The following is a 13,916-nucleotide window of genomic DNA, read 5'->3' on the forward strand; positions in this document are numbered from 1 at the left end:
CGGCTTCCTTCAGCCAATGACAATACGTAATCTTTCTCCTTATCCTTTTTCTTCTCCTATAAAATTATTCTTATTCTTGTTTTAAACATCTCATACACAAACATAGGATGACAAGCGGGGTGCCGTTGAAAAATATCCGTTTGATTTCTCCCTAAAGAGTGCCAACTTCGCATTCCCGGTTTAGCCGGCATTACAAATGGAACAATACAATATTAAAATAGCGCAGGAACTTGCTGTCGGCAGCAAACAGGTAAGCGCAACCATAGCCCTGCTTGATGAGGGCGCAACCGTACCGTTCATATCACGTTACCGTAAGGAAGCCACCGGCAGCCTTGATGAAGTACAGGTAGCCGCTATCCGCGACCGCGTGCAGCAACTGCGCGATCTGGATAAGCGCCGCGAGGCCATCCTAAAATCGCTGACGGATATGGGCAAGCTTACCACCGAACTGGAAAAGCAGATCAACGCTGCCGAAACCATGGTGCTGCTGGAGGATATTTACCTGCCATATCGCCCCAAACGCAAAACCCGCGCCACGGCAGCCCGAGAAAAAGGTTTACAGCCACTGGCCGATGCCGTTTTGGGCCAAAAGAGTTTTGATATTGAGCTGGAAGCCGGTAAATATATTGACGAAGAAAAAGGTGTTAACAACATAGAAGAGGCTTTAGCCGGTGCCCGTGACATTATTGCCGAGCACATTAGCGAGCATGCTGAAACAAGGGCGAAAATGCGCCAACTGTTTACCGAAAAAGGCGTTTTTGAATCGAAAGTAGCGCCCGGTAAAGAGGAAGAGGGCATTAAATACAAAGATTATTTTGAGTGGACAGAGCCGGTTAAATCGGCACCCTCGCATCGCATCCTGGCCATGCGCCGAGGCGAAAAGGAAGAGATCCTTTACCTGGATATCAAACCTACCGAAGAAGACGCCATTGCTTTATTAGAGCGTGAGTTTATCACTTCCCGCAACGCGGCAGCAACACAGGTTGGGCAGGCTATTGCCGATGGTTACAAGCGCCTGCTTAAACCATCTATGGAAACAGAGATCCGCCTGTTAACCAAAAAGAAGGCCGACGAGGAAGCTATCCGTGTATTTGCTGAGAACGCCCGCCAACTATTGCTTGGCGCGCCGCTTGGTCAAAAGCGCATTATGGCTATCGACCCGGGTTTCCGTACCGGCTGTAAGCTGGTTTGTTTGGATGAACAGGGCCAGCTATTAGAGAACACCGCCATTTACCCGCATACCGGTGCAGGGCAGGCTAAAGAGGCCGAGAAAACAGTACAGCACCTTTTTGAAAGATACAAGATCGAGGCCATCGCTATTGGCAACGGTACCGCAGGCCGCGAAACAGAATTGTTTGTACGTAACCTGAACCTGCCGGACGCAACCATCGTTATGGTGAATGAAAGCGGGGCATCCATCTATTCCGCATCCGATGTTGCCCGCGAGGAGTTCCCGGATAAGGACATTACCGTAAGGGGCGCCGTATCTATTGGTCGCCGCTTGATGGACCCCTTGGCCGAGCTTGTGAAGATAGACCCAAAATCTATCGGCGTTGGCCAGTATCAGCACGATGTTGATCAAAACAAGTTACAAACCTCGTTGGATGACACCGTTATGAGTTGCGTGAACGCAGTGGGCGTGGAACTGAATACAGCATCTAAGCAAATCCTGGCTTATGTATCGGGCCTTGGCCCGCAGCTGGCGCAAAACATTGTGGAATACCGCAACCAAAACGGCGCTTTTAAACGCCGCGACCAGTTGAAGAAAGTTGCCCGCCTTGGCGATAAAGCCTATGAACAGGCGGCTGGATTTTTACGCATCCGCGGAGCGGAAAACCCATTGGACAGCAGCTCTGTTCACCCTGAGCGTTATACACTGGTTGAGCAGATGGCCAAAGACCTGAAATGCACCGTGCAGGACCTGATGCGCGACAGCAACCTACGCAAATCTATCCCGTTGCAAAAGTATACGTCGGAAACGGTTGGTTTACCAACGCTAAACGATATCATGGCCGAGCTGGCCAAACCCGGCCGCGACCCGCGTGAGCAATTCGAGGCCTTTAGCTTTACCGAGGGTGTTAACGCCATTAACGATTTGAAGGTAGGCATGAAACTGCCGGGCATTGTAACCAATATTACCAACTTTGGCGCCTTTGTAGATATCGGCGTTCACCAGGATGGCCTGGTGCATCTGAGCCAGATAACTAACCGCTTTATTAAAGACCCTAACGAGGTTTTGAAAGTGCATCAAAAGGTTGAGGTAACAGTTACAGAAGTTGACGCAAACCGCAAACGCATTTCGCTATCGATGAAAGAAAACGAGAAACGCGAACCAGCGGCCTTTAAACCGCGCGAAAATAAACCGGTCCAAAAAGCCTATCCATCAAAACAAAACAGGCCCGAACCAGTGCCGGAAATGGATATGATGAGCAAATTGGCGGCGTTGAAGAACAAATTCAAGTAAACGCTTGAGGTCTATTCCGGGATCTTTCCAAAAATAAGGCGCGCATTCGGCACTAAAAAGATTGCGTCTTAGCGTCTTTGCGTGAGGTTTTTCTCGCAAAGACGCTAAGAGATGCAAACAATTATGTCATGGTGAGCTTGTCGAACCATCGCTTATACAAATCTTCAACGGGCTCAGACCGACAAAGCCGACTACCACTTATGATGTTTCCTTAAACTTTGAAAATCGATATATACAGCACTTTAACCGAAAAATTATTGTTCTGCGGCAAGTTGTAGGTGTCTTTAAAGTTGTTGTAATAATTTGGGTTGCCCACGTTGGTACCGCTCTATGCCGCTTGTTTCCAGGCCAAACTTACAGTGGCGTAAACGTTACAGGCCCTTGTGTTAAATATTGGTAACAGGCGTTAATGTTAGCGGTGTGGTTGTTGGGTGAATTTTATATCTTGCCTGTCTAAACCTATTATACATGAGCAGAATTTCAGCTATAGTCTTAATCGCATTTTTGCTCTCGTTTGTTTCAGGCTCATCCTATGGGCAGAATAGCGGAATCCTCATTGCTCCCAATATTACGCTGCCGAAGGATACGGCCGTTACACAAATAATAACCTCGCTGAATAGCCTGCGGGGTCAAATTGAGAACCCCAACAAACAGAATGTATTTATCCTGCCAACCGAACTGTTAACCACATCGGCCCTGGTTGACGAGATGAGGGGCATGGAACAAAACGCCCAACTGCGCGATAAAAACTTTTACAAGCCATACCTTGTCAATATTGTAAAACAGCGCGATAACTACCTGGTACAACTCGCATACATTGGCGTTGCAGAAGGGACACCGGTTATAAAGGCAAGCTTTAAGCTGATTGCTAAACAACAGGGCGGAAAATTCCTTTTCTGCTCGCCATTAAATCAAAACACCGTCGGCTGGAAAACAAAAACGCTCGGCAACATCACCTTCCGTTTTAAGGATACTCTTAATACCACTGACGCCAAAGCATTCCAAAAAACGGTTACCCTTTATGATAAAAAACTACAGGCAAACGCGCCCATTATACAATACTACTGCGATAATTTTGCAGAAGCGCAGCAATTACTGGGAATAGATTACAAAGCCGATTATGCGGGTATCAAGGATAATAACCTAACCGCCAACGAAGGAGGTACCAGCCTTATCATTAACGGGTGGGGAGCCGAACAGCATCGTTTTGATCCGCATGATCTTTTTCACGACCGCCTGCGCACAGTGCTTTCGCCCGATGTGATCAATCGCCCGGTTGATGAAGGCGCGGCTTATTTATATGGCGGCAGCTGGGGCCTTACCTGGCAGCAAATCATCACAAAATTCAACACCTATGTTAGCCAAAATCCCAATGCCGATTGGTTAACCCTTTACACCGATGGCACAAACTTTAATAACGAAGCTAAGATCCTGAAGATCTCCTACGTTATCAACGCGCTTATTATCCAACAGCTCAAAAAAGAAAAGGGGTTCCCGGCGGTGATGGAATTACTTAGCTGCGGTAAAAAAGAAAAAGGCGATGATAATTATTTTAAAGCACTTGAACGGTTAACCGGGATTACCAAAGCTAATTTTACTCTGAAAGTTGGGGGGTTGATAAAGGCGGCAAAATAGTTTGGTCGATTTTAGGAAGCCCCGGCAGAGTCTCCTAAAGCCACAAACACGCCATCCATCTCATTTTCATATATATTAGCCAAATCGCTTCAAAATCTTAACTTTGCAAACTCAAAAATTAGGAATTTATAATGTTTGAAAATTTATCGGATAAACTCGACAGGGCGTTTAAAGTACTGAAGGGTCAGGGATCAATTACTGAGATAAACGTGGCCGAAACCATGAAGGAGATACGCAAAGCCCTTCTGGATGCCGACGTTAACTATAAAACGGCCAAAACCTTTACAGATGATGTGAGGCAAAAGGCATTGGGCGAAAACGTATTGACCTCAATTTCGCCGGGGCAGCTTTTAACCAAGCTGATGAACGACGAGCTTACCGAGTTGATGGGCGGCACCACTGCCGACCTGGACTTAAAGGCATCGCCAACCATCATCCTGATTGCGGGTTTGAACGGTGCGGGTAAAACAACCTTTACCGGCAAGCTGGCTAACTACTTAAAAACACAAAAAGGCAAAAAGCCATTATTGGTTGCCGATGATATTTACCGCCCTGCGGCGATAGACCAGTTACAGGTTTTGGGCCAGCAGATTGGCGTACCGGTTTATGCCAACCTGGAATCAAAAGACCCGGTAGCTATTGCACGCGAGGGTATTGCCCTGGCTAAGCAGAATGGCCACAACGTGGTTATTATTGATACCGCCGGCCGTTTAGCTATTGATGAGGCCATGATGGTGGAGATAGAGCAGGTTAAAGCGGCTGTACAACCGCATGAGATATTGTTTGTTGTGGATTCGATGACCGGTCAGGATGCCGTGAATACCGCCAAGGTGTTTAATGACAGGCTTGACTTTACCGGCGTTGTTTTAACCAAATTGGATGGTGATACCCGTGGTGGTGCCGCCCTATCCATTAAATCGGTTGTGAACAAGCCAATCAAATTTATTGGTACCGGCGAGAAGATGGAAGCACTTGATGTTTTCCACCCGGATCGTATGGCATCAAGGATTTTGGGCATGGGTGATGTGGTTTCCCTTGTTGAGCGCGCGCAACAGCAGTTTGACGAGAAGGAGGCTGCCGAGCTGCAAAAGAAGATCCGCAAGAACAAATTCGACTTTAACGATTTTTACAGCCAGATCCAACAGATCAAAAAAATGGGGAACATGAAAGATCTGATGGGCATGATACCGGGCGTTGGTAAAATGATGAAGGACGTAGAGGTTAGTGACGACGCTTTTAAAGGCATCGAAGCCATCATCAACTCTATGACACCAAAGGAGAAGGAAAACCCCGACCTGATCAACCCAAGCCGCCGTAATCGCATTGCTAAAGGCGCGGGCACCGATATACAAGAGGTTAACCGACTGATGAAACAGTTTGACGATATGCGTAAGGTGATGAAGCAAATGAGTAACCCCGCAGCCATGGCCAGCATGATGCGACGCATGCCGAAGATGTAAAGCCCACTATAAAACTTTAAGCCCTGATATTTATATCGGGGCTTTTTTATTGGTAGCCATCAGCGTATCTTTATTTTATGAAACCTAAACTGCTTGCACTTTTCCTTTTAATATCTGTTGGTGTAAAGGCCCAAACCAAACAAATAGAATACTACAATAAAGACCTTGGCTTAAAAGAGGTTTTTACAGTATCTGATAGTGTTAAAAATATTAAAGAGGGTGCATTTAAACAATTTCCGGGACCAGGAAGCGGGAACTCAACAGAGGGATATTATCATAACAACCTTAAAGATGGCGTCTGGAAATATTATTACAGGGACCTACTGGTTGCAGAGGGTTACTACACCGCCGACAAAAAGGTAGGCATTTGGGTGGGTTATACCCGTGGTTTTGAACGTCTAAAATACGATTTTACAAAGCAGGAGTTACTGGCGTATATACCCGCCACTATTGATACCGTACAAAAATTCAAAGCACTCATACCCTCTGCCGATACCGTGTTCGACAGAAAGCCCATTTATATAAATGGCATGGTAAACTTTGCAAATAATCTGCTTAGGGGTGTACGTTATCCCGCATTAGCAAGAGGAAGTGTTACGCATTATGAAACAAAATAATGGCGCATGGGTGCCGGCAATTTTAAAAGGAAAGCCGATGGCTGTTGAATGTGAGATTCCTATTGTATTTGAACTCAATAAACCAATGGATCTCCCTCACCGGCCAAATCAACTGGTAATAAGGGCTACCGGGGTAAGCAGATAAAGCCCGGCTATTTTCTTTTTACGGGAACTTATACAACACCCCAAGGGAAAGCCCCTCAGTACCCTGTACATCTTTTATCCCTGTGTTTTTATCAAATAGTAAGGTGCCGTTTATAGATACGTTGATGAGGCGGTTAACTTTTGCCGATAATACCGCATCCATGCGGTGGCGGGTATAGCTGATGGGCTGGCCATAGGGTATAAACATTTCGTAACGTGCATTCAGGTGCATGTTTTTGGCGATGTCTTTATCAAAGATACCTACTATCTGAAATGCGATATCGTTACGCACGCTTTTGCCATTAGCGGTATCAACACCGTATGATTGTACCTTGCGCACATCATCATCCAAAACAAAAGTCTGGCGGGCTGTTCCTGTACCTAAACGCAAATCGAAATAGGTGGTTGGCTTATACTCAAAACCTATCGACTCGGTAATGTAACCCGGCGCCATAAAGTTTGAGATCAGCACTGGTGGTACCTGGTTGTTGGCATCGTACTGGTACCCTTTGTCAAACTGCGACTCAAACGTTAATGATCCGAAGAAGAACCAATGTTTGGACATTTGGGTTGCTATTTTGTTATCCCAAAAAATACGATCGTTTGTTTTACGGGATGATTGCCCTTTGTTTTTTGATTTACCGTATTGCAGGTTAAGTTCTGATACATAACTGAACGGGGCCTTATTATATTCCAACCGGTAAATAAAGGTAGAACCTATGGCAATTGAGGAAACGCCCCCGGCAGCGTAGTTATTACTAAATGCCGCCTGGTTAAAATTCAGCCCAAAGGTTACAAACTTGCGCCAGTAGCTTATCTTATAATCAAGCATGGTTACCGGTATCAGCTCCTGTTGTATTTGCAATGGGGTTGGCGGCACCGGTATGGCATTCTTTTTTGTTTGAATGCGGTAATTATTAAGTTTGGTGGTGTCTATTTTAACCGTATCTTTTTTAACGGTATCGGTAGTTTGCGCGTTTGCTGATAATGCAACTGTGAATGACAGTAAGAAAAATAGCCTGATACTGGTTTTCAACATATACTACAAATAAAAAGCAAAAATCTGTTATTTCCTTGATTTAATTAAAAATAGCTACCCCACGCCTGCCATTTTCTATGTTTAAGGTATGCGGTGTTGGCTTCGTTGGCGTAAGCCTCGCGCTCAAATACAATATGCATATAGGCTTTATGATGGTTGCGATAAACAAGCAGGTTAAGCAGGTAGTTGAGCAGATATAACACGTAAAACGGTATCACAAGCAGCTCGGCCTGCTGCCGCAAATGGATGCGCTCGTGGTTTATTAGCATCACGTCATCAGCCATCCGTTTATCCCTGATCAGTATAAAGGGGAATAATGCCATTGCGTTTACCTTTAAAAAGGGCGCTACTATTATTTTGTTTCCGGCTCCCATTTAACCTGTGGTAAAGGCGCAAGCCCATAAGCCCATGGGCGACGCAGATAGCGCTTTAAATTGGCTTTTATATAGGCAATAAACTCGTAATCGCCGGCGGTAGTAACAAGGTAATAGCCGGGGCGGTATTTTTGCATAAAATCGGTTAGTTTTGGCTCTTCCAGGCGCGTTATACCCTGTACAAAGGCTTTGTTAAAGCGATAATCTATAATGCTTTGCCGATATTCGGCATCTATCAGCCCGCGCAGCTTTTCGGCATTGCGGCCACTTTTGCTAAATGCGCTGTACAGCGCATCAATACTAAAGCCAACCCCGCCCGATCCCACATTGAGCAGGTCGGTGTTATAGGCCGATCCATAGATCTTGCTAAACTCGCGCTGTGTGTTTGCCAGCCGGCGTTGAGGTGTCAAAAAACTATCACGTATAGTTACCTGCTGCAGCTGTATCGCCATTGGTTTCATATAAACCGCCAGTGCGGCGTAGTTTTTTACCGTAAGGGTGTCGCTATGATGGTCGGGTTTGCTAAAAACGAGCACATCGCCGGGGCTGGCGCCTATGGTAAACTCTCCTTTAAAGTTATTGTATACCCCCTTGCCTGATGTTATGTTCTGCACATTAACCTTGGCAACACGCGCTTTGCTATCCTTATCAAATACAATACCCGTAACCTCCTTTTGCTGTGCAAAAACAGATCCGCATACAATGCTTAAAAAAAGGGTGGGCCATAACTTCATTACAAAGTTTAAAGCTACTGGTTTGGGGAGGGATAATTTATACTTTAACAATCTTTAACACACTATTTCACAACAACAAGTTTCTGGCCTATTTTAATCCCGGTATCGGGCAGCTTATTAAGCTCTTTAAGGTCATCAACCGTGATACCAAAACGTTTAGAAATATTGTATAGTGTGTCGCCCTGTTTTACGGTGTATATTTTATCGTCGGGCGTGGTTTTGGTTATGCTATCCTGTTGCGGCTGATTAACTGTTTGGTTTATTTCGCCCAGCACCCGGTCTTCGCGTTTTATTTTAGCTATTTCGCCTTCCGGGCGGTCATATTGGTCAAGCTGGTACTTGGTAATGATGTTCAGCAGCAACTGGGGGTACTTAGGGTTGGTGGCATAGCCACAGGCCTTTAAGCCATAGGCCCATCCGTTAAAATCATTCTTATCCAGTTCAAAAAGCCGGGCATAATTTTTTTTCTTTAAAAACTCGGAGTGGTCGCGGAATGACTCCTCGGGGTTGTTGTACACCCTAAAACAATCGTTCTCGTTATCATCGTTCTTATAATAGCTTTCGCCCGTCCAGGTGCTGCCGCATTTTATACCAAAATGGTTGTTGGCAAATTTAGCAAGATCGCTGTTGCCGCTCCCGCTTTCAAACAGGCCCTGTGCCAGCGTAATACTTGCGGGTATGCCGTAGCTGTTCATTTCCTGTATGGCAATGGCCTTAAAGCGCTCTATGTACTCAAGGGAGGTAAGGTCTTTATGCGCCGCTATAGATTCGCGGTTACGCTTTTGTATGGCTTTATTGTTTTTGCGGGCCTTACTGGTGCTGATGGCATTTTTATGCGCCGAGCACGATGTGAATAGTAAAACAGTGACTAATAATGTATATATCCTACGCATGCATTTAGCTTATTTTAGCCAAACTTAAGGTTAAAAATATAATTATTACTGGTTGTTGGCTAATTCTCTTTTGGTGCTGTCGGGTGCGGCATCATCATCAAAGTCGTTAAGGTCGTATTTATTGATGATACCCAAAACCTGGGCAGCCCATTTTTTACTGCTGGCGTAGCCGCCACGTTGAATGCCTTTTGCCCATCCTTTGTAATCTGAGGTAGAAAACTTATCAAGCAGGTGGCTAAACTGCTTGCGCTCTGTCATGATGCGGGCAAAATCTTTAAAAGAATCCATTACGCTATCGTAGCGTTTGTATGATGAGCGGACTTTTTTGTTGTTTTTATAGTACACTGCGCCGCCGCCGCCTTTTACACCAAACTGGTTGTTAAGGTTCTTGGCTATAGCGCTTTTCCCGCTGGCGCTCTCATGCATGGCAACCCCCAATATGATACTTGCCGGCACCCCGGTTTCGTGCATTATACGAATGGCATTATCTTTGAACTTCTCTATGTATGATTGTGCAGCGCTTTGGGCCGAAACGGCCGATGTAGAAGCAATGAAAAGGGAAACTGAAAGCAGTGTAATAGTTAAGAGTTTCTTCATAATTATTTTTTTCTGATGATCAATAGGCCATCACGCACGGGTAGAATAAATTTTTCAACCTGTGTGTTAACGGTTATTAGTTCATTTAGTTTGCGGATGTTTTGGGTATCGGCATCTTTTTCGGCGCCAAACACCTTTCCTTTCCACAAAACGTTATCAATTATTATTAAGCCTCCTGGCCTTACTTTATCAATTATTAACTCAAAGTACTTAAAATTATTTCGTTTATCCGCATCAATAAATACTAAGTCGATGTTAGTAAGCTCTAAATCAGCTATTACAGCCTCTGCTGCGCCAAAATGAAGCTTTACTTTTTTATCCACATTTGTTGATTTGAAATGTGAGTTAAGCATTTCTTCAAACTCGCGGTTCACTTCAATGGTGTGTAGTATGCCCCCTTCTTCCAATCCTTCTGCCAAACAAACGGCCGAGTACCCGGTAAAGGTGCCTATCTCTAAAATAAGTTTAGGTTGTATCATTTTGCTGAGCATACTCAGCACCCGGCCCTGGTAATGCCCTGATAGCATATGCGGTTTCAGCACCTTCAGGTAAGTATCCCGGTTTATTTTTTGCAACGCCTCGGGTTCAGGGTCGCAATGGTTATCAAGGTAGGCCTGTAAGGCCGGATCAAGGATTTCCATGGCCGCAAAGGTAAGGAATTTATTTTTAATGGTCTCCGCCACGTTATCCGGGTAATGACGCATGGGGAAAATCATGGTTCAAAACGATTTACTCATCCAGGATTGTAAAAGTATCACTGCCGATATTGTATCTACCAATTCTTTATTCTGCCTTGCTTTTTTGCCCATGCCGCTTTGCGCGATGGTAGCCGATGCCATTTTTGAGGTAAAGCGCTCATCAAAAAGCTCTACCGGGATCTCGGGAAAGGTTTTTTTGAGCAGGTTGGCAAAGCCCTTAACATGCATGGCCGATTGCGATGGAGTATTATCCATTTGCTTGGGCTCACCAAGTACAAAACGCTCTACCTGCTCGGTTTGCAGGTATTTTTTCAGATAATCGATAATTTTTAGCGGGTGGATGGTATCCAGCCCGGTCGCAATGATCTGCATCGGGTCGGTAACCGCTATGCCGATGCGCTTGGTTCCGTAATCAAAAGCCATTATGCGCATGGCTTCGTAGATGTGAGATGTGAGATATGAGATATGAGATGTCGCATAGCGAAAATTTAACGCTTATTTCATTCAAAGATAGGCCAATCCCCCGGTTGTCTCAAATCTCATATCTAAAATCTCACATCTAATTTTTACCTTGCACCAAATGCAGTTTAAAGATATCATCGGACAGGAGGCAATTAAGCAAAGGCTCATCAACTCGGTAAACGAGAACAGGGTAAGCCACGCACAATTGTTTTTAGGCCCCGAAGGTGCGGGCGGTTTGGCCCTTGCGGTTGCTTACGCCCAATATCTATCGTGCGAGGATAAGCAACCCGATGATTCATGCGGTGTGTGTTCATCATGCCGGAAGTATCAAAAACTGATGCACCCCGATTTGCATTTTTCATACCCCTTCTTCGCTAAACATAAGGATGATACCGCGCTTACCTTTATTGAGCAATGGCGCGATGCCTTTACGACCAACCCATATTTAAGTCTTGATATTTGGCGCGGGTATCTGGATGCGGATAACAAGCAGGCCAACATCAACATTGCCGAGTGCCACCAGATCATCAAAAAGTTGAGCTTTAAACCGTTCGAATCGGTTTACAAGATCCTCATTCTTTGGCTGCCCGAGTATTTGGATAAGGAGGGCAACGCCCTGCTTAAAGTAATTGAGGAGCCGCAGCCCAATACGCTGTTTTTGCTTGTGGCCCAAAACCAGGACCAGATATTGAACACTATCCTGTCGCGCACGCAGCTGATCAAGATACCTTGTTTAAACTACGAGGATATTAAAGGTGAACTGGTAAACAAGCACCATCAAACAGAAACCGCAGCCTCAGAAATCGCCTACCTCAGTAACGGCAACATGACCGAAGCGCTGGGCATGCTGCAACACGATACCAAAAGCTACCACACCCTTTTTGTTGACTGGTTGCGTTTATGTTTTGGCAACAAAGGTCTTGATGTATTGCGGTTTGTTGACCAGGCATCAAAAATGGGCCGTGAAAACCAAAAGAATTTTTTACGTTATGGCACCAGTTTTATCCGCGAGTGCTGCCTGCTGAGAGCGGGGGCCGATAGAATAGTGAAACTGCCCGAACAGGAGCTGGAAACGGCAAAAAAGATGTCGGCGGTGATCAATAATGCCATGGCGCAGGCCATTATAACCGAGCTGGAAAAAGCTCATTATCATATAGAACGTAATGCTAACCCTAAAATCTTGTTTTTAGACGTATCTTTACAAATTATAAAAGTACTAAGTTTTAAAATTACCCCTACGGGGACTCATTATATACCGAATTAAATTATGGGATGCGGAAGTTGCTCAACAGGCGGCGGTTGTTCGCCTGCAGGCTGCAAAAGTAATGGCTCATGCCTTACAAATGGTTGCAGCAAATTAGATGTACACGATTGGCTATCACATATGGATATGCCAACTAACTATAAACCTTACTCAATAATCGAAGTAAAATTCAAGGGTTCGCGTAAGGAGTTTTATCATAATAACGACAATATTTACCTGGAAGCGGGCGACCTGGTAGCGGTGGAAACTACTACCGGCGGTTATGATATTGGCCACGTTTCTATAACCGGCGAACTGGTGCGCATGCAAATGACCAAGCGCCACGTAAAAGAAGCCGATGTTGTTAAAAAGATCTATCGCCGTGCTACTGTTGCCGATGTAGATAAGTGGAAGCTTGCCAAGGATATGGAATGGGAAACCATGCATAAATCTCGCACGCTGGCATTGGAGCTAAACTTATCTATGAAGATAAGTGATGTAGATTACCAGGGCGATAAAACTAAGGCAACCTTTTATTATACGGCCGAAGGCCGGGTTGATTTTAGGGAGCTGATCAAAAAAATGGCCGAGAGTTTCCGTATACGTATCGAAATGCGCCAGATTGGTATGCGCCAGGAAGCAAGCCGCCTTGGCGGTATAGGCTCATGCGGCCGCGAACTTTGCTGCAGCACCTGGTTAACCGATTTTAAAACCGTTTCTACCTCTGCCGCGCGTTACCAAAACTTATCGTTAAACACCTTAAAGCTTGCCGGCCAATGCGGTAAGTTAAAATGCTGCCTTAACTATGAGCTGGATACTTACATGGATGCGCTTAAGCATATCCCTGATAATGTAAACGTACTGAGGACTGAAAAAGGTGATGCCCGCCTGCAAAAGACCGATATCTTTAAAAAGATCATGTGGTTTAGCTACCCGCGCGAGGAAGCCTGGGTGCCGATGCCAATTGCCAAGGTTAAAGAAATTCAACAACAAAACCGCGAAGGCATTATCCCTGCCGACTTGGGCGAAGTTGTTGAAATAGAGACCAAACCGGTAAAAGTACTGGATTACGAGAACGTTGTGGGCCAGGATAGCCTTACCCGCCTTGACGAGCGCCGTAACCAAAACAACAACCGCAATAAAAACAAAAACAAAAGCCGCAATCGTAACCAGGGCGGTGGCCGCCCGGACGGGCAACAAGCCGGGCCAAGGCCAGAAGGCAACCGCCAGCAACACCAGCAGGGTGGCGGCAACAAGCCCGAGGGACAGCGCCCGGAAGGCGGCAATCGACCGCAGGGCAACCGCCAGCAACACCAGCAAGGCGGTAATCGCCCAGATGGGCAGCAGGCAGGGCCAAGGCCAGAGGGGGGCGGTGGCAATCGTCCGCAGGGCAATAACAACAGGCGCAACAATAACCGCCGGCCAAATAACAATCAACCACGAAACGATAATCCGCCCAAGTCTGAGTAAATGAATGCGTTTAAATTTGTTTTTTACGGATTAACAGCCCTTGTGCTTTTTACAGCGCAGGGCTGCACCGACCCAAATGCAATTAT

Annotated in this window: 13 protein-coding genes; 6 read left to right on the forward strand and 7 right to left on the reverse strand. The window is 45.6% G+C overall.

Going from position 1 to position 13,916, the window contains the following annotated elements; all coding sequences use genetic code 11:
- The first annotated feature begins 196 nt into the window (after positions 1-196).
- The 4 genes from WC615_RS18815 to WC615_RS18830 all read left to right on the forward strand — a co-directional run bounded on the left by WC615_RS18815 (position 197) and on the right by WC615_RS18830 (position 6,176).
- Positions 197-2,464 (forward strand): Tex family protein, encoded by a 2,268-nt coding sequence (locus WC615_RS18815; protein ID WP_372979610.1) that lies wholly within the window; start codon positions 197-199, stop codon positions 2,462-2,464.
- A 468-nt stretch (positions 2,465-2,932) separates the two neighbouring features.
- Positions 2,933-4,099, forward strand: coding sequence for a hypothetical protein (locus tag WC615_RS18820; protein WP_372979611.1), 1,167 nt, complete (start codon positions 2,933-2,935; stop codon positions 4,097-4,099).
- A gap of 131 nt (positions 4,100-4,230) precedes the next feature.
- The gene (gene ffh, locus WC615_RS18825; RefSeq protein WP_372979612.1) at positions 4,231-5,559 is read left to right on the forward strand and encodes a signal recognition particle protein; all 1,329 of its coding nucleotides are present in this window, start codon (positions 4,231-4,233) and stop codon (positions 5,557-5,559) included.
- 77 nt (positions 5,560-5,636) lie between these two features.
- Positions 5,637-6,176, forward strand: a complete 540-nt coding sequence (locus WC615_RS18830) for a hypothetical protein (RefSeq protein ID WP_372979613.1) — start codon at positions 5,637-5,639, stop codon at positions 6,174-6,176.
- A 163-nt stretch (positions 6,177-6,339) separates the two neighbouring features.
- Here the strand turns inward: WC615_RS18830 and WC615_RS18835 are convergent, their stop codons facing one another.
- From WC615_RS18835 to ruvX, 7 genes are all read right to left on the reverse strand, one after another.
- On the reverse strand, positions 6,340-7,359 hold the full coding sequence (locus WC615_RS18835; RefSeq protein WP_372979614.1) for a DUF3078 domain-containing protein: 1,020 nt from the start codon (positions 7,357-7,359) through the stop codon (positions 6,340-6,342).
- Between the two features lie 44 nt (positions 7,360-7,403).
- The gene (locus WC615_RS18840; RefSeq protein ID WP_372979615.1) at positions 7,404-7,733 is read right to left on the reverse strand and encodes a hypothetical protein; all 330 of its coding nucleotides are present in this window, start codon (positions 7,731-7,733) and stop codon (positions 7,404-7,406) included.
- Positions 7,712-8,467, reverse strand: a complete 756-nt coding sequence (locus WC615_RS18845) for a hypothetical protein (RefSeq protein WP_372979616.1) — start codon at positions 8,465-8,467, stop codon at positions 7,712-7,714. Before WC615_RS18845 ends, WC615_RS18840 begins: the two co-directional genes overlap by 22 nt.
- 62 nt (positions 8,468-8,529) lie before the next feature.
- The gene (locus WC615_RS18850) at positions 8,530-9,360 is read right to left on the reverse strand and encodes a glucosaminidase domain-containing protein (protein WP_372979617.1); all 831 of its coding nucleotides are present in this window, start codon (positions 9,358-9,360) and stop codon (positions 8,530-8,532) included.
- 45 nt (positions 9,361-9,405) lie between these two features.
- Positions 9,406-9,957, reverse strand: a complete 552-nt coding sequence (locus tag WC615_RS18855) for a glycoside hydrolase family 73 protein (protein ID WP_372979618.1) — start codon at positions 9,955-9,957, stop codon at positions 9,406-9,408.
- A 2-nt stretch (positions 9,958-9,959) separates the two neighbouring features.
- Positions 9,960-10,598: an O-methyltransferase gene (locus WC615_RS18860; protein WP_372979619.1), complete on the reverse strand. Its 639-nt coding sequence runs from the start codon at positions 10,596-10,598 to the stop codon at positions 9,960-9,962.
- 78 nt (positions 10,599-10,676) lie between these two features.
- Positions 10,677-11,087 (reverse strand): Holliday junction resolvase RuvX, encoded by a 411-nt coding sequence (gene ruvX / locus WC615_RS18865; RefSeq protein ID WP_372979620.1) that lies wholly within the window; start codon positions 11,085-11,087, stop codon positions 10,677-10,679.
- Positions 11,088-11,235: 148 nt separating this feature from the next.
- Here ruvX and WC615_RS18870 point away from each other — a divergent pair, with 148 nt between their 5' ends.
- Both WC615_RS18870 and ricT read left to right on the forward strand, forming a co-directional pair.
- On the forward strand, positions 11,236-12,381 hold the full coding sequence (locus WC615_RS18870) for an ATP-binding protein (RefSeq protein WP_372979621.1): 1,146 nt from the start codon (positions 11,236-11,238) through the stop codon (positions 12,379-12,381).
- Between the two features lie 3 nt (positions 12,382-12,384).
- Positions 12,385-13,830, forward strand: coding sequence for a regulatory iron-sulfur-containing complex subunit RicT (ricT, locus tag WC615_RS18875; RefSeq protein WP_372979622.1), 1,446 nt, complete (start codon positions 12,385-12,387; stop codon positions 13,828-13,830).
- Positions 13,831-13,916: the final 86 nt, after the last annotated feature.

The organism is Mucilaginibacter sp., from assembly GCF_041663085.1.
Taxonomy (GTDB): domain Bacteria; phylum Bacteroidota; class Bacteroidia; order Sphingobacteriales; family Sphingobacteriaceae; genus Mucilaginibacter.